Origin of the sequence: Thalassovita mediterranea, from assembly GCF_001458435.1 — a bacterium.
In the GTDB taxonomy this organism is placed as follows: Bacteria; Pseudomonadota; Alphaproteobacteria; order Rhodobacterales; family Rhodobacteraceae; genus Thalassobius; species Thalassobius mediterraneus.
The window spans coordinates 1-19,369 of the sequence record NZ_CYSF01000015.1 but is presented as its reverse complement, the minus strand read 5'-3'; the positions used below and the strand labels follow the sequence as shown (position 1 = coordinate 19,369).

The following is a 19,369-nucleotide window of genomic DNA, read 5'->3' as shown; positions in this document are numbered from 1 at the left end:
ATCCAGCGAATAAACGTTCTTTCTTTGGCACCGATGGGGTGCGCGGCCTCACCAACACGCCGCCGATGACGGCCGAGTTGGCGATGCGCTTGGGCGCTGCCGCGGGTCGCTATTTCCGCCGCGATCAGCAGGAACACCGCGTGGTGATCGGCAAGGACACCCGCCTGTCAGGCTACATGCTGGAAAATGCGCTGACCGCTGGTTTTACCTCGACGGGCATGAACGTGCTGCTGTTGGGACCGATGCCAACGCCTGCCGTTGGGTTTCTGACTCATTCGATGCGTGCTGATGTGGGGGTGATGATTTCTGCCAGCCACAACCCAGCCTATGACAACGGCATCAAGTTTTTCGGCCCTGATGGGTTCAAACTGTCCGATGATGCCGAGGTAGAGATTGAGCGCCTGTTGAACGAAGGGGTTGAGCTGTGCGCGCCGCAAAACATTGGTCGGGCCAAGCGGATCGACGACGCACTGGGTCGTTATGTGGAATACGCCAAGACCACCTTCCCGAATGCGTTGCGTCTTGATGGCATGCGCGTTGTGCTGGATTGCGCCAACGGTGCCGCCTACAAGGCCGCGCCTGCCATCCTGTGGGAATTGGGCGCCGAGGTGATCCCTGTGGGCGTGACCCCGAACGGTCACAACATCAACGACAACTGTGGTTCCACCAGCACCGCGCTTGCCGCCGCTAAGGTGCGCGAAGTGCGCGCCAATCTGGGCATCTGTCTGGATGGGGACGCGGACCGGATCATCATTCTGGATGAAAACGGGAATGTGGCCGATGGTGATCAGATCATGGCGCTGATGGCCAAAAGTTGGAAACGGGATGGCCGTTTGAACGGCGACACGCTGGTCGCCACGGTGATGTCGAACCTAGGTATGGAAAACCACCTGCGCGACAATGGTATTCATCTGGAACGCACCGCCGTTGGCGACCGCTACGTTGTTGAAAGCATGCGTAAAAACGGCTTCAACCTTGGTGGGGAGCAATCGGGTCACATCGTGATGACCGATTACGCCACCACCGGCGATGGCCTGCTGGCCGGTCTGCAGTTCATGAAGGAAATGGTCGAAACCGGTAAAAAGGCCAGCGAACTGGCGCAGGTCTTTACCCCCGTGCCGCAGATCTTGCGCAATGTGCGCTACACTGCGGGCAAGGCGCCACTGGACAGCGATCAGGTGCAGGCTGCGATTGCCGCCGGTGAAAAGGCGCTAGAGGGCGATGGCCGTTTGCTGATCCGCAAATCCGGTACTGAACCGCTAATCCGCGTTATGGGTGAGGCAAACGACCAGGCCAAGCTGGATGAGGTCATCACCAGCATCTGCCTGGCTGTGCAGTCTGCAGCATCTTAAACCATCGCCAGCACTGTACCCATGATCGTGCATCCGATGGCGGCATAACCGCCGTCGATCACCATCAGGGCGGCGGGGCGACCAGCGAATGTGTAGTTGGTGACAATCCAGGGGCAGGCCAGAAACAGACCTGCGCCCAATCCTGCCAGCGCGCTTTCCCCGATGCCCTCAATCCCTGAGAGGCCGAAGATATGGCGCATCATGCCAGCGACAATCACCGCACATAGTAGCGATATGATATAGGGCAGGGGGTTGCTGCGGTTGGCGGGCTGGCCCTCGGCATCGGTTGCAACGCCGGAGGCAGCGACCCAAGGCCGTGACAGGCTCATATACCAGATGGCCCCGAACACATAACTGGCCGCCGCTGCGGCGAGTACAGATAACAATTCCATCGCGCTTCACTCCCTCTCTTCTGGTTGACTTAACGTAAGTCCGAGAGCGGTGTATAGGCAAGGTACAGATACTAATCGTGTCCTATGGGGCGTTTCAGATCACTCGGCCCACTCTGGCACGCCTGCCATTTGACAGATCAGCGCCCATTCCTCGGGCGCGACGGGTTGCACTGACAGGCGCGGGCTTTTGACCAGGGGCATGTTGGCCAGCCGCGCCTCTGCCTTGATCTCTTCCAGTGTGACGGGACGCGTTACTGGCGCAAGGGCGCGGATATCGACGCATTCCCAGCGCGGATCATCGGTGGAGCTGTCAGGGTGCGCCTCGGCGCAGACCTCAATGATGCCGACGACCGCTTTCTCTTTCTGGGAATGATAGAAAAAACCACGGTCGCCGATCTGCATCTCGCGCATGAAATTGCGCGCTTGGTAGTTGCGCACGCCATCCCATTCCTCGCCCGCGTCGCCCTTGGCAACCTGCTGGGACCAGCCCCATGTGTCGGGTTCGGATTTGAACAGCCAGTAGCGCATCAGCCGATCACCCGGTTCCATGCGATCAGCTGCACGTCGGCAAACAGACCTGCCTGCGAATAAGGATCTGCTGCGGCCCATGCTTCGGCGGCGGCCATGTCTTCGACGTCCAGAATAACCAGCGACCCGCACATTTCGCCTGCATCATCCAGAAGCGGTCCGGCCTGCGCCACAACGCCCGTGCTTTTCAGGTAGGCGACATGGTCGTCGCGGTTGGCTTTGCGGATTTCCAGCGCGCCGGGTTTGTCTTTACCGATCAGGGCGATGAACATGGTTATTCCTCCTTCAAGGGACGTGAAAGCAACCCGTTGATCAGGTCGCCAAGGTCGTATTTGCCTGACAGTAGCGCGACCACAGCCGCAGTGATAGGCATATCGATTTGCATCGCTTCGGCGCGTTCTAGCACAGCGCGGGCGGTGGCGGCGCCTTCGACGGTGATGGCGGGATCAAACCCATCGCCGCGGCCAAGTGACAGGCCAAAGCGGTAGTTGCGTGACAGGTCCGATGTGCATGTCAGCGTCAGATCACCGAACCCAGACAGCCCCGCCAACGTTTCCGCCTGCGCGCCCAATGCCAATGCCATCCGCTGCATTTCCGCATAGCCGCGTGTCATGATTGCCGCGCGCGCACTGTCGCCAAGGCCTGCACCCATCACAGTGCCTGCCGCGATGGCGATGACGTTTTTCAGTGCCCCGCCCAGTTCCGCGCCGGTGGTATCGGTGGTGCGATAAAGGCGCAGGGTGGGGGTGCTGATCTGTTCCTGCAAGGTTGCGCCAAGGTCGGCATCGGCGCAGGCCAGCGTAATCGCGGTGGGCAGGCCACGGGCGATGTCGGCGGCGAAACTGGGGCCGGTTAGCACCGCAGGCGTGGCGCTGGGGATCAGTTCGGCGATCAACGCGGTGGGGCCAAGGCCGGTGGACAGTTCCACTCCCTTGCAGCAGGCGACCAGCGGGCGATGTGCTAGCGTTGCGGCGTGTTCCTGCATCATTGCGCGCAGTTTCTGCATCGGGATCGACAGCAGCACCGGCACGTCGGCAGGTATATCGGTGATGTCAGCGGTCACGCGCAGGGTGGCGGGGAAGGGCAGGCCGGGCAGGCGGCGGCTGTTTTCACCCGCCGTTGCCATTTCCGCCACATGGCCCGCATCCCGCGCCCAGAGCAGCACCTCGGTCCCCTTCGCCGCGATGGAAATGGCCAGTGCGGTGCCAAAGGCGCCGGATCCGCAAACCGCAATCATGCCTTCGCCCCTTTCTTGCCGGATCCCAGCAGCGCGGGTGCCGTTTTATCCAGCGGCCAGCGCGGGCGGGCCACCAGTGTCATGTCGTCCGTGTGGCCCAGACGAAACCGTTCCATCCCCGCATAGGCGATCATTGCGGCGTTGTCTGTGCACAGCGCCAAGGGCGGCGCGGTGAAGGCAGTGCCATGTTCGGCGCAGACCTGTTCCAGACGGGTGCGTATGGTTTGGTTGGCGGCAACACCACCGGCGACGGCAATGGTCGGTGTGGTCGGGTTTTCCGCCAAATAGAGCTCCAATGCGCGGCGGGTTTTCTCTGCCAGAACGTCCGTCACAGCCGCCTGAAAGCTGGCCGCCAGATCGCAGCGGTCCTGTTCGGTCAGCCCGCCTTTGGCTGCCACAACCTCGTCCCGTGCGCGCAGGATTGCGGTTTTCAGGCCAGAAAATGACATGTCACACCCCGCCCGATCCAACAGTGGGCGCGGCATACGCCAACGTTTGGGATCGCCAGATTTCGCCGCGTGTTCCACCGACGGGCCGCCCGGTTGCGGCAGGCCCAACAGGCGTGCGGTTTTATCAAACGCCTCGCCCGGGGCATCGTCAATGGTGCCGCCCAGACGGGTGAACTGTTCAGGCCCGTGGGCGATCAGGAATTGGCAATGCCCGCCGGATACCAACAGCATCAGGTAGGGAAAAGCGGTCTGATCCGTCAGTCGAGGTGTCAGCGCGTGACCGGCCAGATGGTTCACCCCCACCAGCGGCTTGCCCGTCGCGGCAGACAGCCCCTTGGCGCACATCACGCCGGACAACACGCCGCCGATCAGGCCCGGGCCAGCGGTGACGGCGATGGCGTCGATCTGGTCAAACCCCACGTTGGCCTGATCCATCGCCTGACGCACACAAACGTCGATCTTCTCTGCATGGGCGCGGGCGGCGATTTCAGGCACCACACCGCCAAAGGCGGCGTGCAGATCGGTCTGACCGTATACGGTGGAGGCTAGGACCTCTGGCATCTCACCCAAAGTATGGCGCACCACGGCGGCGGCTGTGTCGTCACAGCTGCTCTCCAGACCCAGAACTGTCAGTGTATCCGTCACGGCGCATTGTCCCAATCGTTGCAAGACTACCGATAGGCAGGTAACACCGCAGGCAGGCTCAAACAATCCCGGCAGGCAAAATGGTACAGCTCTTGTTGACCCGGCCAGAGGCAGACAGCGTCCGCTTTGCCGCCCAGCTGCAGGCAGCGGGGGTGGAGGTGGAGCCGTTGATCGCGCCCTTGATGCGGATTGAGGTTTTACCGGTCCCTGTACTGGCACAGGATCAGGCGGTTATTTTCACATCCCGCAATGGCGTATGGGCGCTGCCGGATGGGGCAGGGCGGTTGGCCTACGTGGTGGGAGCGGCAACTGACGCAGCGGCACAACGGGCCGGATATGTGACCCGCGCGGCTGATGGCGATGCAGAGGCGTTGTTCCGGCGGATTATGGCCGATCATGCTGCGGGCACGTTTCAGGGCGGTTTGCATCATATCCGTGGTCGCCATGCGCGCGGTGATCTGGCGGCACGTCTGACCGCTGCGGGGGTGCCTACGGGTGAAACCGTTTCATATGAACAGGTCGCTCAACACTTTGATACTGCGATGGAAAAACGCTTGGAAATGCCGGAAAAACTGATGGTTGCACTGTTCTCTCCGCGCAGTGCGGCATTGTTTGCCAAGGCCTGTGCGCGGGTGCAATTACGTGCACCGTTGTATGTTTCGGTGTTTAGCAATGCGGTGGCGGATGCGCTGCGGCCGATAAAGTTGGCGCAATGCGACGTTGTGCCTAGTCCTGAGGCACCCTTAATGATCGATAGTATAAGGCGACAGTTGCGTGAACTACGGGGTCTTGAGGGTGAAATCTAAGGCGTTTAGCCTTACATCTGTAGACAGTTAAATATTTGAGAATCGAAAGGAAGGCCCAGGTGTCCGATCCCAAGACCTCCGACGACGGCCAAGTTGTTGAAACCGAAGAGACAACCCACGATCAAGAAACATCTGATCAAGATACGGCAGATGTGACTGACGCTGTCGAGGATGGTACTGAAGAGGACGATGGCTCCGTAGAGCTATCGCAAGACACGGAGGCATCGCCTGCAGGCGAAGAAGTCCAGGCCACAGACGAAGAGGCTGCGCTTGATGAAGCGGACCCTGCGGATGCTGAGGCGGTCGAAGTTGAAGATACCGCTGAGGTTGAGGAAACCGCTGAACCCGTATCCGAAACACCTGAGGCGGAACCTACACCTGTTGCCGCACCTTCGCCGGCCCCAGCAAAACGTGGTGGCTTTGTGCCGATGGTTCTGGGCGGTGTTATTGCGGCCGCGATCGGTGCAGGCGCTGCGCTGACATTGTTCCCCAACGGGTTGAGCAACGGTGAAGATCCGGTACGCGATCAGATCCTCGCTGATCTGGCGGCCCAGAAACAGGTGGTTGCTGCTTTGCAAGATCAGCTGGCTGCGCAACTGGCGGATGCTGAAGAAAGCGCTGAGATTGCAGCATTGAACGATATACTGTCTGAGCAAACCGCCCAACAGGCCGCACAGCAGACCCGCATTGAAATGTTGTCCCAGTTGGTGGGGGATCTGGAAAAACGCCCGATCGCCAATGCACTCGCTCCCGAAGCCATTGCCGCTTATCAGCGAGAGCTGACCGCCCTGCAAGAGGCGATGGCGCTGCAACGTGCTGAGGTTGAGGAAAAACTGGCCGTCTCTGCGGCGCAGGCACAATCGGCAGCATCGCGCGATGCGCTGATCCTGCTGGATCAGGCGTTTGTCGAAGGTACTGCGCTGGCGCCCGGTCTGGATGCGCTGGCGGCGGCTGGCCAGCCGGTGCCTGATGCCCTGAAGGCAGTGCGCGCGGGTGTGCCCAGTGTTGCAGGCCTGCAAGAGGCATTTCCCGATCTGGCGCGTCAGGCGCTGGCAGCGGATCGTGCGTCTGGCGGCGGCGCGGGGGCTGTGAACTTCCTAAAGGAACAGTTGGGCGTGCGGTCGTTGACACCACAAGAGGGGGATAGCGCCGATGCGGTTCTGTCCCGTGTTGAGGCGGCGCTGAAATCTGGCGATCTGCCCGCCACTTTGGCCGAGGCAGAGGCATTGCCAGAGGCAGCGGCGGCTGTGATGGGCCCGTGGGTGGCGTCGGTTGCCCAGACCTTGGCCGCTGAAACGGCACTGGCTGAATTGCGCCAGTCCCTGAAGACTAACTGAGGAGGATCCGATGCTGTGGTCGCTTACTAAAATTGTTGTTTTTGTCCTCTTCGTTGCTGCTGTCACGCTGGGCGCGGATTACCTGATGCAAATCGACGGCGGTGTGCGCATCGCCTTTGCCGGGGTCGAAATGACGCTGACCCCACTGGGTACGGCGATTGGTCTGGTGGTTCTGGTCACCGCGCTGTGGGTTCTGCTGAAACTCGCTTCGCTGACGGTTGCGGTGTTGAAGTTCATCAACGGCGATGAAACCGCGCTGAGCCGTTATTTCGATCGCAACCGCGAACGCAAAGGCTATCAGGCGCTGACCGATGGGATGATGGCGCTGGCCTCTGGTGAACCGCGCGCTGCGATGCGTCAGGCCAGCAAGGCTGAGAAATTCCTGCGCCGTCCTGAGCTGACCAACCTTCTGACTGCGCAGGCGGCAGAGATGGCGGGTGACAGTAAAAAGGCCGAAGAGGTCTATAAACGCCTGCTGAAGGATGACAGCACCCGTTTTGTCGGTGTGCGTGGTATCATGAACCAGAAACTCGCCGCGGGTGAGGAAGAGGTGGCGCGCCAATTGGCCGAAAAGGCCATTGCGCTACGCCCGAAACATGTGGGTGTGCAGGACACGCTGTTGGATCTGCAAACCCGTGCGCAGGATTGGTCCGGTGCGCGCAACACCCTGACGCTGAAGCTGAAACAGGGCACCCTGCCGCGTGATGTGCACAAACGCCGCGATGCCGTTCTGGCCCTGTCAGAGGCGAAGGCGATCTTGGCCGAGGGGCAGGACGCGACAGCGCTGGAGGCCGCGGTGGAGGCAAACCGTCAGTCCCCCGATCTGGTGCCCGCCGCTGCATTGGCCGCGCGCAACATGATCGAAAAGGGGCAGGCCCGCAAAGCCGCCAAGCTGATCAAGAAAACTTGGGCCGCACAGCCTCATCCTGATTTGGCCGCGGCCTTTGCCGCGATTGCCCCGGAGGAGGATCCGGCAGCACGCTTGAAACGGTTCCAGCCGCTACTGCGTCTGATGCCCGATCACCGCGAAAGCCGTCTGGTGCTGGCGGAACTGAACATCGCTGCCGAGGATTTCCCCGCCGCCCGCAAGGCGCTGGGCGATCTGGTGGACAGCGACCCCGACAGCCGTGTGCTGACCGTGATGGCCGCTGTTGAACGTGGCGAAGGCGCGTCTGACACCGTGGTTAAGGCGCGTTTGACCCAAGCCCTGTCTGCCCCGCGTGGTCCGCAGTGGGTCTGTGGCAACTGCCACAACATCCACAGCGACTGGGCGCCGGTGTGCGGCAACTGTCAGGCCTTTGATACCCTTAGCTGGCAGGTTCCGCCCGCGGGTACTGAGGGGGCCGGTGACAGCGTGACCGGTGTGGACATGCTGCCCCTGATCGTCGGTGCGGTTGAGGATCAGTCGGACGTGTCCGAAGAGCTGCCCGAGGCAGAGATCATCCCCCTGACCACCGATGATGCAGAAGTGGTGGAAGCAGAGGTTTCTGACGAAGCCGTCCCCGATGAGGCGCCACAGAAAATGGCCGCCAATGAGGGATCAAAATAGGTCTTTTCCCAGACCCGGCGGGGTGCTATAGCCCCGCCACCACAGTGCCTCAATAGCTCAGCTGGTAGAGCAGGTCCTTCGTAAGGACAAGGTCGGGGGTTCGAGTCCCTCTTGAGGCACCATTTTTCCAGATATTTAGATGAATTTCTGCTGGCTGGACTTGCTGTCAGGTCAGCTTGCCCAGACGTTTGCGCGCGGCGTCACTGGCGCCGGGGCCGGCGATGACCTTGATGGTTTCACACTGCTGCGTTTGTGTGGGCGTCAGGGTAAACCCATGCAAGTCTGTTCCAGTCGCGCTGTCGACCACCCTGTTTGGGGCGCTGCCTTCGGGGTAGAGGTGTTCGTTGCTCCAGGTGATGACAGCGGCCAGCAAGGGTTTCAGGCTGTGGCCTTTGGTGGTCAGCTGATAGGCGTAGCGTTCGCCTTTGCTGGCGATGTTCACCTTTTCCAGAATGCCGTGTTCCACCAGCGTGTTTAGGCGTTCTGACAACAGGTTGCGCGCGGCGCCGGTGTTGCGCTGAAAGTCTGAAAAGCGGGTTGTGCCATATAGGGCCTCGCGCACGACCATAAGCGACCATGCGTCCCCGAAGACATTCAGGAACCCTGCAAGTGCGCAGGTTTGTGTGTGTCGACCAGCCATTTTTCCCTAACGTCATACCCTAATTGATAAGTAAGACCGTTGATCCGGTGCGTCAAACCCACTTAGGTTTAAAAATGATACTAAAATTGCAGGTGCTGTATTCAAGCATTTGTTTGTGCGGGCCTTTGAAGGGGGAGCTTTGGGGGCCAGCGAACTGGAGGAGGACGTCATGTCAGAAAAGAGGGGCGTTTGCCTCATTATTGGGGCAGGGGACGACACCGGGGCCGGTATCGCGCGGGCGTTTGCGCGTGATGGTCTGGTGTCCTGTTTGGTGCGCCGTGACCGTCATGCGGATGCGCTGGAAGCATTGGCGCAGTCTATCCGTGATGAGGGGTATGATGCCCGTGCCTATCCAGCGGATGCGCGCAAAGAGGATGTGATGATTGATCTGTTCGACCAGATCGAGGCAGAGGTTGGCCCGATCGAGGTTGCGGTCTTCAACATTGGCGCCAATGTCATATTTAACGTGACCGACACCACGTCGCGGGTGTTCAGCAAGGTGTGGGAAATGGCCTGTTTCGCGGGTTTCCTTATGGGACGCGAAGCAGCCAAGCGGATGCAGGATCGTGGCCGCGGCACCATCATCTTTACCGGTGCGACTGCCAGTGTGCGCGGCGGCGCGGGCTTTTCGGCATTTGCCAGTGCGAAACATGGGCTGCGCGCCTTTGCGCAATCATTGGCGCGGGAAATGGGGCCGAAGAATGTGCATGTGGCGCATACGATCATTGATGGGAAAATCGACAGTTCGTTCATTCGGGACAATTTCGCTGACGTGGATGCTATGCGCGATCAGGACGGCATCCTGAACCCCGATCACATCGCCCAGAACTACGTAATGCTGTACCACCAGCCGCGCAGCGCTTGGACCCATGAACTGGACCTGCGCCCCTGGTCAGAGAAATGGTGAGGACTGACACATGACTGTAACTGTTGACTATCTCTATGACTTCGGCAGCCCGAATTCCTATTTCTGCCATAAGGTCATCCCCGATATTGAGGCGCGCACAGGTGTGTCGATCAACTATATTCCCTGTCTGTTGGGCGGGATTTTTAATGCGACGGGGAACATGGCACCTGCCTTTGCCTTTGGCAAAGTGAAGGGCAAGATGGAATATGAGCGTCTGGAAATCGCGCGTTTTGTGAAACGTCACAATCTGACGGAGTATCAACTCAACACGCACTTCCCTGTAAACACTCTGTTGATGATGCGGGCAGCTGTCGCGGCGCAGCAGTTGGGGGTGCATGAACAGTATATGGACGCCGGATGGGCGGCGATGTGGGAAAAAAGCCTGAAAATGGACGACCCGCAGGTGTTTGTTCAGGTGATGGATGACGCTGGTTTGGATGGGGCGCAGCTGTTGGAACTGGCCCAGGCGCCAGAGGTGAAGGAAGGGCTGAAGGCCAACACCACTGCGGCGGTTGAACGCGGCGCCTTCGGCATGCCCTGTTTCTTCGTCGGGGACGAAATGTACTTTGGCAAGGAACGGTTGACCCAGGTCGAGGAAGAGATCGTCGCGCAGCTGACGGTAGCCGGTTAACGCGCAGGCGTTACCCTCAATGCATGAAATAGGCGGGCGCGGGGCATGAACCGGCGCCCGTTTTGGTGTGCCGTGGACGATTGACGCAACGAACCAGAAGCAATCTGGCCGTTATCCGGTTATCACCGACACATCATCGGAGGAAACGGTCCGACCTGCGCCTTGGGAAACGCGGCGCTTTGGATCGACATTGGAGTATTCAATATGACAAACGCCAGCGCACCTCAGGCTCAGGTTATTGTGGAACGTGAGGACGGTGTCCTGCGTCTGACGATGGATAACCTGACCAAGAAAAACGCCATCACCTGCGAAATGTACCTGCAAATGAAAGAGGCGCTGGATGCGGCTGCCACGGATCATAGCATTCGTGCGGTTCTGTTGCGTGGCACCGGCGGCGTGTTTTCGTCCGGCAATGATGTCAACGGCTTCAACGCGCCCAAGGGTGAACTGCCCGCGCCGGTGCAATTCGTGCGGTCGCTGGTGAAATTCCCCAAGCCCATCGTCGCACAGGTCGAAGGTCTGGCCGTGGGCATCGGGGTCACCATGCTGCTGCATTGCGACATCATCTATGCGGCGGATGATACCAAGTTCCGCATGCCTTTCGTGAACCTTGGCGTGGTGCCAGAGGCGGGATCGTCCTACCTGCTGCCCCGCCTGATGGGCGCGGCCAAAGCGGCAGAGCTGGTTCTGCTGGGGCGTCTGTTCAGCGCCGCCGAGGCAGAGGCGCTGGGCATGGTATCCAATTCGATGCCGCAGGCGGAGGTTGCCGCCGCAGCGGAAAAGGCAGTTGCAGCACTGGTCAAACAGCCGTTGGGCGCGATGATGAAATCGCGGGCCTTGCTGCGGGATGTGTCCGGTGAGGCGCTGGATGAACGGATCGAACTGGAATTCAAACAGTTCTTTGAAGGTCTGAAAGGTCCCGAATTTGCCGAAGCCGCCCGCGCCTTTATGGAAAAACGCGAACCGGATTTTTCGAACATTCCGGTTGCGTGATCTGCAACGTCAACCTTGCCCGACCTAGCGCGGGCAACCATATGAAAAGCGTCCCCAAATTGGGGGCGCTTTGTCGTTTCATCCGACGTCTTTTCAGAAAGCAGGCCCATCATGATCAAGGTTCACCATCTGTCGCAGTCTCGTTCCCTGCGGATCCTATGGCTGCTGGAAGAGTTGGGCCTGCCCTATCAGGTGCAGCGCTATGAACGTGACGCGGTGACCCGTCTGGCCCCGCCGGAGTTGTTGCAGTTTCATCCCCTTGGTAAATCGCCGGTGGTAGAAATTGACGGTCAGCGGTTGGCGGAATCCGGTGCCATTGTCGAATATCTTTGTGCGCTGCACGGTCCCCAGATGGTGCCTGCGCAGGGAACCGCCGCTTACTTGGAGCATCTGGAGATGATGCACTTCGCCGAAGGATCGGCGATGATCCCACTATTGTTGCAGATCTACGTCGGCACTTTGGGCGATGCGGGCGCGCCGTTGCAGCCACGCATCCAGTCAGAGGTGACAAACCACCTACAGTTCATGGAGGACAGCCTGCGCCCCTCTGGCCACTTCGTGCTGGATCAGCTGTCGGCGGTGGACATTATGCTGAGCTTCCCCGCGATGAGCGTGCTGCGCATGGGCCGGGAGGAGGAGTTTCCCCGCCTCACCGCATTTGCCCATGCGATGATGGCCCGCCCCGCCTATCAGCGGGCTGTGGCGGCAGGTGGCGGGAATTAATCCTGCTTAGACCGACACGCCTGCCAGCACCGTGTCACGGGTGACGGTGTTTTTGTCACCCTGCAGGATCACCTCGCCACGGCGTAGCACGGTGAAACGGTCGGCAAGATCGTAGGCGAAATCGAAATACTGTTCGACCAGCACAATCGCCATGGTGCCTTGGCTGCGCAGGTGGCGGATCACTTCACCGATTTGCTGGATGATGTTGGGCTGAATGCCCTCTGTTGGTTCATCCAGCAACAAAAGCTTGGGTTTGGTGATCAGTGCGCGGGCGATGGCCAACTGCTGCTGCTGTCCGCCCGACAGGTCGCCGCCACGGCGGTTCTGCATCTTTTTCAGAACCGGAAACAGCTCATAGATCTCATCCGGGATAAAATGCTGATCGCGGGGCAGGCAGGCAAACCCCGTTTGCAGGTTTTCCGTCACCGTCAGCAGCGGAAACACATCGCGGCCCTGTGGCACGGTGGCGATGCCTTTGCGGGCCAGCGCGTGTGGCGGCAGCACCGGCAGCGCTTCACCATCCAGTGTCATATCGCCACCGGATCGCGCATGGGTGCCAGCGATCGCCTTGATCAGGCTGGTTTTGCCCACACCGTTGGTGCCCATCAGGCAGGTGACCTCGCCCTGCGCGGCCTGCATCGACACGCCGTGCAGGATTTGTGAATGGCCGTAGTGCAGCGTCAGATTATCAAGTGTCAGCATCGCTTAGCGCCCCAGATAGACGTCGATCACGTCCTGATTTGCGGTTACGTGGTCCAGTGATCCTTCGGCCAGAACGCTGCCTTCGTGCAGCACGGTGACCTTGCAGTTCAGGCGGCGGACAAATTCCATATCGTGTTCCACCACCACAACGGCGCGGGTTTTCGCGGCCTCGACCAGAATGTCGGTGGTGTGCTGGCGTTCGGTGACGGTCATGCCCGCCGCCGGTTCATCCACCAGCAACAGACGCGGTTCCTGCGCCAGCAGCATCCCGATTTCCAGCCACTGTTTTTGGCCATGGCTCAGCTCCCCCGCCAGACGGGTCAGTTGATCGTTTAGGCCGATCTCCTCCGCCAGTGCATCGACGCGGCCCAGATCCTCGGCCGTCGGGCGATAGGTCAGCACCGACAGCCAGCCGCGCGGGTTTTTCAGTGACACCAGCAGGTTTTCCTGCACGGTCTGATCCTCAAACACGGTGGGTTTTTGAAACTTGCGCCCCACACCGGATTGCGCGATCTGCGCTTCGGACATTTTCAGCAGCGACACTGATTTTTCGCCCCAGATCACCCGACCTTCATCCGGGCGGGTTTTGCCGGTGACGATATCCATAAACGTGGTTTTGCCCGCACCGTTGGGGCCGATGATTGCCCGCAGTTCGCTAGATCCGATGTTGAAGCTGAGGTTGTTGATCGCCTTGAACCCGTCAAAGCTGACCGACACGCCGGACACCTCCAGAAGCATGCTCATTCCTCTGCTCCCTTCTTGGTTGGGATCAGGTCAAACAGCCCGCCGATGCCTTTGGGTGCAAAGAGTGTCACAAGGACGAAGGACACGCCCAACAGGACCAGCCACCAATCCACCCACTTCACCGTGTATGAGCCCAGCGGCAGATCTGGTGCCTGCCCGCCGGTGAACCATGTGCTCAGCAGGCTGACGAAGGCCGCGCCAATGACAGCCCCATAAAGCCGCCCGCGCCCGCCGATGGCGACCCAGACTGCCAGGTAGATGGAGGCGATCGGTGCAATTTCTGCCGGATTGATGATGCCCGCCTGCGGGTAGTAAAGCGCCCCCGCAATGGCGGCGAGGCAGGCGGTCAGGGTGAACAGGGCGAGTTTGTACGCCTCAACCGAATAGCCAAGGAAGCGCACGCGCGCCTCATTGTCGCGAATGCCGCGAATGACCGATCCAAACTTGCCCGACACCACCCAAGCGGCGAGGAAGTAGCCCGCGCCAAGGGCAAAGGCCGAAGCCCAAAGGAACCAGAGCGATACGATGTCCTGTGACGCGGTGACGCCCGGCAGGTTTTGCAGGCCGGACAGCCCGTTGTTGCCGCGCAAGCCGCTGTCGTTCTGGAACAGGTAGAGCGCAAGGGCCAGCGTCATCGCCTGTGTCAGGATCGACAGGTACACGCCGGTGACGCGGCTGCGAAACGCCAACCAGCCAAAGATCAGCGCCAGTACGCCGGGCACCAGCACCACCAGCGCCAGTTGCAACACCAGACTGTCAGCAAAGGCCCAGATCAGCGGGAAGTCGGACGATCCTACAACGCCGAAGATCTGCGTGCCGATGGCGTCGATTACTTCTGCGTCTGTCGGGGGGAGCTCGGTCTGGCTGAGCGACTCCACCACAATCAGGCGGGTGCGTTCGTACATCAACCACATGCCGATCATATAGCCGCCCAGCCCGAAGAAAGCGAAATGGCCAAGGCTGAGGATGCCAGCAAAGCCCCAGATCAGGTCCATCGCCACAGCGATAAGGCAGAGGCAGAGCGTTTTGCCCAGCGTCTTGATGAAAGAGGTGGAGATAAAGCCGGCACCAGCCCCTTCGCTCAGCACCGTGACCACAAGGGTGAACAGCGCCAATAGGGCGAGGAAGATCAGAACCGAAGGGTTCCGTGCAATGAAACTACGCTGCATGTGCGGTTCCTCCGAATGTCGTGTCATGCCGGCCGATAGGTCGGCCAGTCCCCGAACCGCCCCCCAACGGGGCGGGGGCTTCGTTCGTTTCGTGTTGCGCTTGGGGGATGTTTTGCGGGGTACCCTTGGCGGTCTGTGTGGCATGTGCGCCCCGTGCGGTTCGGGGGCTGTCCTTAGTTAGCAGGTACATCGCTCAATCCCCCGCCGCGCGGCCTTTGAGGGCGATGATGCCCCGTGGCCGGAATTGGATGAAGATGATGATAAAGATGATCATGTAGGTCTGTGCCGCCAGCGTGTTCGACGGGTTCAGCCATTCGATCCCTTTTTGCAGGAACCCGATCAGCGCGGCGCCTGCCAGTGTGCCCCAGATGTTGCCGACACCGCCGACTACCACGGTCATGAAGCTTTGCACGATATAATCGCTGCCCAGTTCCGATGTGACTTTGGCAAACAGCCCAATGGCCACGCCTGCGACGCCAGCAATGCCGGAGCCAAGGCCGAAGGTCAGCATGTTGACCCGACCGGGGTTGATCCCCATTTGCGCGGCCATCGCCGGGTTCTGCGTCACCGCGCGGGTGTCGAGGCCAAGGCGCGTGCGTTTCATGATGAACAGGAATACGGCGAGGAAGATCAGCGCCAGCACAAAGATGGCGATGCGGATATAGCTGATCGATACCACATCATTCATCACCCACGCGCCATCCAGCCAGCCGGGCGCGGTCAGCGGGCGGGCCTGCGTGCCAAAGATGTTCTTGGCCAGCTGTTGCAGCGCGATGGAAATCCCGAAGGTTGCCAGCAGCGTTTCCAGCGGGCGTGCATAGAGATGACGGATCACCAGTCGTTCCATCGCCACACCGGCGGCGAAGGTAACGGCAAAGGCGGTGGGAATGGCGATCAGGATCGAAAGGGTGTGATCGGGCACGATCTGTTGCACCACATAGCCGGTGTAGGCGCCCATCATGATAAATTCGCCATGGGCCATATTAATGACGCCCATCACACCAAACGTAATCGCCAGACCGATCGCGGCAAGGAAATAGATCGAGGCGAGCGATAGCGCATCCAGCCCCAGATCCAGAGTTTGGTTCAGGGCCACTTTTACCTCAATACCCTTCAGCGACTTGGCGGCGGCTGCGGTGACGGCAGGGGATGGGTCCAGATAGCGGTCATATATAACGTGGCTGGCCAGCGCCTGTGCGATGTCGGCCTCACTCACCAGCGGGGCAACCTTGCCAGCGTCGGCTAAACCCGCGTAGGCCTTTAGGCGCTGGGCGGGGTCAGACAATTGCGCAACCGGCACGTCACCGACGCGGCCACCGTCCATATGGTCGGCAAGGGCGGTGCGGATCGCATCGTCGCTGACCGGCGCAGGGGCCAGTTTGGCGGCGACCAGTAGGGCGTAGGCATCAGTTGAAGTGATGTCTTCGCCAATTGTCAGCGTTTTGGCGATGTTTGCGTCCGGCAGCGCGGGCGCCGCTTCGCGCACAGTGGCGACAACGGGATTAAGCGTGGCGCGCAGATCAACGCCCAGATCGCCCGCCATATCCTCAATCGCGCCGATACGTTCGGCGTCACTGGCGCCAAAGCGGATGGTCAGCAGGCGTTCCAGCCGCAGCTTCTGCGCGGCCAATGCTGCATCCGCTTCGCCATTGATCGACGCACGCAGGGGCGCCAGCTGATCGGCGGACGGATCACGCGCAATGGATTGCAGCGCATCGGCGCGGGCGGCAGGGTCAGGGTCGGTCAATTGGAACTGCACCAGCGCGGTGGCGATCAGGGCGCGGATGCCGCTGTTGGGTTTTAGCTGTTTCAGATCCCCCTTCTGAAACTCCCCCACCACATCACCGCTGTCAAAATCGGTCAGACGGTACGTTTTGCCCTCGACCTTCTCCCCGATGAAGAAGTGGCCGTCGGATTTACGCATCCACATATCCTTGGCCGCCCAGACCTGCAGAACCTGCTGCGCCTGCGGCAAGCCGCTGGCGGCAATGGCGTCAATCGCCGGGCCGATCGTCTTGCGCGAGGATTTGGAAATCACCGCCTGATGCTGCTGTAACAGGGGCTGAATGGCCGTGCTATCTGCGGTTTGAGCGCTGAGGCTGACACAGGAAAGCAACAGGGCCGCGAGGGTCCAGATCGCCACATATATATGTCTCATGTCGGGGGAACTTCCGTCTGGGGGGTGGAAGGGGGCGGTTGCCCCCTCCCCATGGTTCGATGAAACCGTGTCTTAGTAGTTCGACAGGGTTTGAACGCAGGTCTTGGTCTCGGTGTTGTACATACCGCAGCCCAGATCTTTCCAATCCGATTTCAGGACAGCGGATTCCGGCAGATAGTCGGTCCATGCGTCACCGGCGACCTCGGTGGTCTGGCTGATGATGTCGAACTGACCGTCTTCCTGAATCTCACCGATCAGAACCGGTTTCGCCAGGTGGTGGTTCGGCAGCATAACCGCGGTGCCGCCGGTCAGGTTCGGGTATTCCTGCCCGTACATTTTCGCGCGTACAGCATCCACGTCTGTGCTGCCTGCTTCGGTTGCGGCGTTCACCCACATGTTAAAGCCGATGTAATGCGCTTCCATCGGGTCGTTGGTGACGCGCTCTTCGCCCATGCTCGCTTTCCATGTGTCCACGAAAGAGGCGTTCACTTCGCTATCGGCGGACTGGAAGTAGTTCCACGCCGCCAGATGGCCGACGAGGTTCGATGTATCCAGACCCGCCAGCTCTTCTTCCCCAACGGAGAAGGCGACAACAGGAATGTCATCTGCGGAAATGCCTGCGGCCGCCAGTTCCTTATAGAAGCCGATGTTGGCGTCGCCGTTGATGGTGGAGATCACGCCAACCTTTTTCCCATCCGCACCCAGGGCGACAACGTCGGCCACGATTTTCGACCAGTCGGAATGGCCGAAGGGGGTGTAGTTCACGAAGATGTCTTCGTCGGCGATGCCTTTACCCTTCAGGTAGCTTTCCAGAATGTTGTTGGTGGTGCGCGGGTACACATAGTCGGTGCCCAAGAGTGCAAACTTCTCTACGCCCAGCTCTTCAAGGAAGTAGTCGGTGGCGGGGATCGCTTGCTGGTTCGGGGCAGCACCGGTGTAGAAGACGTTCTTCGACGATTCCTCACCTTCATACTGTACCGGATAGAACAGCAGGCCATTCAGCTCTTCGATCACCGGCAGCACGGATTTACGCGAAACCGAGGTCCAGTTGCCAAAGATCACGTCGACCTCATGCACGGTCAGCAGCTCGCGCGCCTTTTCGGCAAACAGCGGCCAATCCGATGCGGGGTCAACAACAACCGCTTCCAGCTGTTTGCCCAAAAGGCCGCCCTTTGCGTTCTGCTGGTCGATCAGCATCAGCATGGTGTCCTTCAGGGTGGTTTCCGAAATGGCCATGGTGCCGGACAGCGAATGCAGTACGCCAACTTTAATGGTGTCTTCGGCCGCCAGGGCCGCGCCAGTGAGCGAAGCAAAGACAAGCGAGCCGGCCAGAGTGGATTTCAAGAGTTTCATGCAGTCCTCCTGCGGGGCTCATATAAAGGTGGCGCGTCTCGACTTGCGTGTAGTCAACCTTTCGCCTTACCTGTCCCCGCAACTTATGTTGCGATCCGTGTGGCGGCTGTACCGAGGTTCCAAATCGTATGGTCGCCACACACCCGCGTTCCCTGATGTCCCGTTTGACTGTCCCGCAGGCAGGCACAGCCAACCCTCTTGCTGAGGTTTTGGGCAGTTTGTCTGGGCGGAGTGCCGTGGATTTACCGTTGTGTTGGGTGAAATTTGGGCGGCGAAGTCGAATTTGACCAATAAACTGGCACAAAAGACATGATTTTTGCCGCTGCAATGCAGCAATTACCCTGAAAACGCGCGTCGCTGCGTGGGAAAATCGCTCCTTATTGTGGGGGGGAGCCGGGTTTTCGAAATCGAGTCGGCCAAATTCGCGGAATCATTACCCCGGTCCGAGTCGGATTCTGCCCCCATTTTCGCGACTCTCCCCCCGAGTCATAGCTGGACTCGCTGGGATTCCCCTGTTCTCCACCAGTCTTGCTTGGCTCCTTACCTTGAGTGCTGTTTTTGTTTGCGAAAACAAATTCTGTAAGCATCTGGTTTTATTAAGTTTACAAAAAACTTTCATGTTTTTTGGTTTTTTCTGTAAAAAGCGCTTGCGGGTGGTTTGGAATAACCTTAGAACCCCCTTCACCGGCGGCGCTGAGGCGCACAACGGGGCAGCGGACGGCGCTACGGAGGTACACTCTGGAGGGTTCGGAAGTGAAGAAAATGAGGCAGTGATGAGCGGGCGGCGCTAGAAAGATTTAGCGCAGTCGGTTGGTTTTTGTCTCTGGTGATGACGCAAGTTGTTGCCACGCTCTTTGACATTGATGGTATCTGAAGAGATATGTGGGCGGTTTGGTTCATTCGATGAATGAATGACTGCACATATATCAACTACCTAGAACTTCGGTTCGATGATGGATAGTCAGCTTCACTGTTTGTCGGCTTTCGGTATCTTTTGGTACTGATGTCACAAACAGAGAACGATCCAACCAGCCGGTTGGATCATTTCCAAGTC

Annotated in this window: 19 protein-coding genes and 1 tRNA gene; 9 read left to right on the top strand and 11 right to left on the bottom strand. The window is 59.6% G+C overall.

Annotation, left to right across the window (positions count from 1 at the left end; genetic code table 11):
- The first annotated feature begins 65 nt into the window (after positions 1–65).
- The gene (gene glmM / locus TM5383_RS13180; protein WP_058319576.1) at positions 66–1,352 is read left to right on the top strand and encodes a phosphoglucosamine mutase; all 1,287 of its coding nucleotides are present in this window, start codon (positions 66–68) and stop codon (positions 1,350–1,352) included.
- On the opposite strand, the gene TM5383_RS13175 is transcribed toward glmM, so the two are convergent.
- The 5 genes from TM5383_RS13175 to tsaD form a co-directional block, all read right to left on the bottom strand.
- Complete coding sequence (locus TM5383_RS13175) at positions 1,349–1,744, bottom strand: DUF1761 domain-containing protein (protein WP_058319517.1); 396 nt, start codon at positions 1,742–1,744, stop codon at positions 1,349–1,351. The two genes, glmM and TM5383_RS13175, sit on opposite strands and share 4 nt — an antisense overlap.
- 99 nt (positions 1,745–1,843) lie before the next feature.
- On the bottom strand, positions 1,844–2,272 hold the full coding sequence (locus TM5383_RS13170) for an EVE domain-containing protein (RefSeq protein WP_058319575.1): 429 nt from the start codon (positions 2,270–2,272) through the stop codon (positions 1,844–1,846).
- Complete coding sequence (locus TM5383_RS13165; RefSeq protein WP_058319516.1) at positions 2,272–2,544, bottom strand: YciI family protein; 273 nt, start codon at positions 2,542–2,544, stop codon at positions 2,272–2,274. The genes TM5383_RS13170 and TM5383_RS13165 overlap by 1 nt, the downstream gene beginning before the upstream one ends.
- A 2-nt stretch (positions 2,545–2,546) precedes the next feature.
- Positions 2,547–3,509 carry an NAD(P)H-dependent glycerol-3-phosphate dehydrogenase gene (locus TM5383_RS13160; protein ID WP_058319515.1) on the bottom strand — a complete coding sequence of 321 codons (963 nt, stop codon included), beginning with the start codon at positions 3,507–3,509 and terminating at the stop codon, positions 2,547–2,549.
- A complete protein-coding gene (gene tsaD, locus TM5383_RS13155) occupies positions 3,506–4,603 on the bottom strand; it encodes a tRNA (adenosine(37)-N6)-threonylcarbamoyltransferase complex transferase subunit TsaD (RefSeq protein WP_058319514.1) in 1,098 nt (365 codons plus the stop codon). Before tsaD ends, TM5383_RS13160 begins: the two co-directional genes overlap by 4 nt.
- A gap of 80 nt (positions 4,604–4,683) precedes the next feature.
- Here tsaD and TM5383_RS13150 point away from each other — a divergent pair, with 80 nt between their 5' ends.
- From TM5383_RS13150 to TM5383_RS13135, 4 genes are all read left to right on the top strand, one after another.
- Positions 4,684–5,409, top strand: a complete 726-nt coding sequence (locus TM5383_RS13150) for a uroporphyrinogen-III synthase (protein WP_058319513.1) — start codon at positions 4,684–4,686, stop codon at positions 5,407–5,409.
- A 59-nt stretch (positions 5,410–5,468) separates the two neighbouring features.
- On the top strand, positions 5,469–6,746 hold the full coding sequence (locus TM5383_RS13145; protein WP_058319512.1) for a COG4223 family protein: 1,278 nt from the start codon (positions 5,469–5,471) through the stop codon (positions 6,744–6,746).
- Between the two features lie 10 nt (positions 6,747–6,756).
- Positions 6,757–8,295 carry a heme biosynthesis protein HemY gene (locus TM5383_RS13140; protein ID WP_058319511.1) on the top strand — a complete coding sequence of 513 codons (1,539 nt, stop codon included), beginning with the start codon at positions 6,757–6,759 and terminating at the stop codon, positions 8,293–8,295.
- A gap of 46 nt (positions 8,296–8,341) precedes the next feature.
- A tRNA-Thr gene (locus TM5383_RS13135) sits at positions 8,342–8,417 on the top strand.
- A 44-nt stretch (positions 8,418–8,461) separates the two neighbouring features.
- Here the strand turns inward: TM5383_RS13135 and TM5383_RS13130 are convergent.
- Entirely contained in the window at positions 8,462–8,935 is a 474-nt protein-coding gene (locus tag TM5383_RS13130; RefSeq protein WP_076400121.1) for a winged helix-turn-helix transcriptional regulator, read from the bottom strand.
- Positions 8,936–9,104: 169 nt separating this feature from the next.
- On the opposite strand from TM5383_RS13130, the gene TM5383_RS13125 reads away from it, so the two are divergent.
- The 4 genes from TM5383_RS13125 to TM5383_RS13110 all read left to right on the top strand — a co-directional run bounded on the left by TM5383_RS13125 (position 9,105) and on the right by TM5383_RS13110 (position 12,189).
- Positions 9,105–9,842, top strand: a complete 738-nt coding sequence (locus TM5383_RS13125; protein WP_058319509.1) for an SDR family oxidoreductase — start codon at positions 9,105–9,107, stop codon at positions 9,840–9,842.
- 10 nt (positions 9,843–9,852) lie between these two features.
- The gene (locus TM5383_RS13120; protein ID WP_058319508.1) at positions 9,853–10,473 is read left to right on the top strand and encodes a 2-hydroxychromene-2-carboxylate isomerase; all 621 of its coding nucleotides are present in this window, start codon (positions 9,853–9,855) and stop codon (positions 10,471–10,473) included.
- Positions 10,474–10,677: 204 nt separating this feature from the next.
- Positions 10,678–11,466, top strand: coding sequence for an enoyl-CoA hydratase (locus TM5383_RS13115; RefSeq protein ID WP_058319507.1), 789 nt, complete (start codon positions 10,678–10,680; stop codon positions 11,464–11,466).
- Positions 11,467–11,577: 111 nt separating this feature from the next.
- Positions 11,578–12,189, top strand: coding sequence for a glutathione S-transferase family protein (locus TM5383_RS13110; RefSeq protein ID WP_058319506.1), 612 nt, complete (start codon positions 11,578–11,580; stop codon positions 12,187–12,189).
- 6 nt (positions 12,190–12,195) lie between these two features.
- On the opposite strand, the gene urtE is transcribed toward TM5383_RS13110, so the two are convergent.
- The 5 genes from urtE to urtA form a co-directional block, all read right to left on the bottom strand.
- Complete coding sequence (urtE, locus tag TM5383_RS13105) at positions 12,196–12,891, bottom strand: urea ABC transporter ATP-binding subunit UrtE (protein ID WP_058319505.1); 696 nt, start codon at positions 12,889–12,891, stop codon at positions 12,196–12,198.
- Positions 12,892–12,894: 3 nt separating this feature from the next.
- A complete protein-coding gene (gene urtD, locus TM5383_RS13100; protein WP_058319504.1) occupies positions 12,895–13,635 on the bottom strand; it encodes an urea ABC transporter ATP-binding protein UrtD in 741 nt (246 codons plus the stop codon).
- Positions 13,632–14,804: an urea ABC transporter permease subunit UrtC gene (urtC, locus tag TM5383_RS13095; RefSeq protein WP_058319503.1), complete on the bottom strand. Its 1,173-nt coding sequence runs from the start codon at positions 14,802–14,804 to the stop codon at positions 13,632–13,634. Before urtC ends, urtD begins: the two co-directional genes overlap by 4 nt.
- A gap of 193 nt (positions 14,805–14,997) precedes the next feature.
- Entirely contained in the window at positions 14,998–16,962 is a 1,965-nt protein-coding gene (urtB, locus tag TM5383_RS13090) for an urea ABC transporter permease subunit UrtB (protein ID WP_058319502.1), read from the bottom strand.
- A gap of 72 nt (positions 16,963–17,034) precedes the next feature.
- Positions 17,035–18,315 (bottom strand): urea ABC transporter substrate-binding protein, encoded by a 1,281-nt coding sequence (urtA, locus tag TM5383_RS13085; RefSeq protein WP_058319501.1) that lies wholly within the window; start codon positions 18,313–18,315, stop codon positions 17,035–17,037.
- Between the last annotated feature and the right edge of the window lie 1,054 nt (positions 18,316–19,369).

What these genes read in the sequence shown, in the direction of transcription:
- glmM (WP_058319576.1), top strand. Translation starts at nt 66, where the DNA reads ATGACGGCCGAGTTGGCGATGCGCTTGGGCGCTGCCGCGGGTCGCTAT.
- TM5383_RS13175 (WP_058319517.1), bottom strand. Translation starts at nt 1,744, where the DNA reads ATGGAATTGTTATCTGTACTCGCCGCAGCGGCGGCCAGTTATGTGTTC.
- TM5383_RS13170 (WP_058319575.1), bottom strand. Translation starts at nt 2,272, where the DNA reads ATGCGCTACTGGCTGTTCAAATCCGAACCCGACACATGGGGCTGGTCC.
- TM5383_RS13165 (WP_058319516.1), bottom strand. Translation starts at nt 2,544, where the DNA reads ATGTTCATCGCCCTGATCGGTAAAGACAAACCCGGCGCGCTGGAAATC.
- TM5383_RS13160 (WP_058319515.1), bottom strand. Translation starts at nt 3,509, where the DNA reads ATGATTGCGGTTTGCGGATCCGGCGCCTTTGGCACCGCACTGGCCATT.
- TM5383_RS13150 (WP_058319513.1), top strand. Translation starts at nt 4,684, where the DNA reads ATGGTACAGCTCTTGTTGACCCGGCCAGAGGCAGACAGCGTCCGCTTT.
- TM5383_RS13140 (WP_058319511.1), top strand. Translation starts at nt 6,757, where the DNA reads ATGCTGTGGTCGCTTACTAAAATTGTTGTTTTTGTCCTCTTCGTTGCT.
- TM5383_RS13130 (WP_076400121.1), bottom strand. Translation starts at nt 8,935, where the DNA reads ATGGCTGGTCGACACACACAAACCTGCGCACTTGCAGGGTTCCTGAAT.
- TM5383_RS13125 (WP_058319509.1), top strand. Translation starts at nt 9,105, where the DNA reads ATGTCAGAAAAGAGGGGCGTTTGCCTCATTATTGGGGCAGGGGACGAC.
- TM5383_RS13120 (WP_058319508.1), top strand. Translation starts at nt 9,853, where the DNA reads ATGACTGTAACTGTTGACTATCTCTATGACTTCGGCAGCCCGAATTCC.
- TM5383_RS13115 (WP_058319507.1), top strand. Translation starts at nt 10,678, where the DNA reads ATGACAAACGCCAGCGCACCTCAGGCTCAGGTTATTGTGGAACGTGAG.
- TM5383_RS13110 (WP_058319506.1), top strand. Translation starts at nt 11,578, where the DNA reads ATGATCAAGGTTCACCATCTGTCGCAGTCTCGTTCCCTGCGGATCCTA.
- urtE (WP_058319505.1), bottom strand. Translation starts at nt 12,891, where the DNA reads ATGCTGACACTTGATAATCTGACGCTGCACTACGGCCATTCACAAATC.
- urtD (WP_058319504.1), bottom strand. Translation starts at nt 13,635, where the DNA reads ATGAGCATGCTTCTGGAGGTGTCCGGCGTGTCGGTCAGCTTTGACGGG.
- urtC (WP_058319503.1), bottom strand. Translation starts at nt 14,804, where the DNA reads ATGCAGCGTAGTTTCATTGCACGGAACCCTTCGGTTCTGATCTTCCTC.
- urtB (WP_058319502.1), bottom strand. Translation starts at nt 16,962, where the DNA reads ATGAGACATATATATGTGGCGATCTGGACCCTCGCGGCCCTGTTGCTT.
- urtA (WP_058319501.1), bottom strand. Translation starts at nt 18,315, where the DNA reads ATGAAACTCTTGAAATCCACTCTGGCCGGCTCGCTTGTCTTTGCTTCG.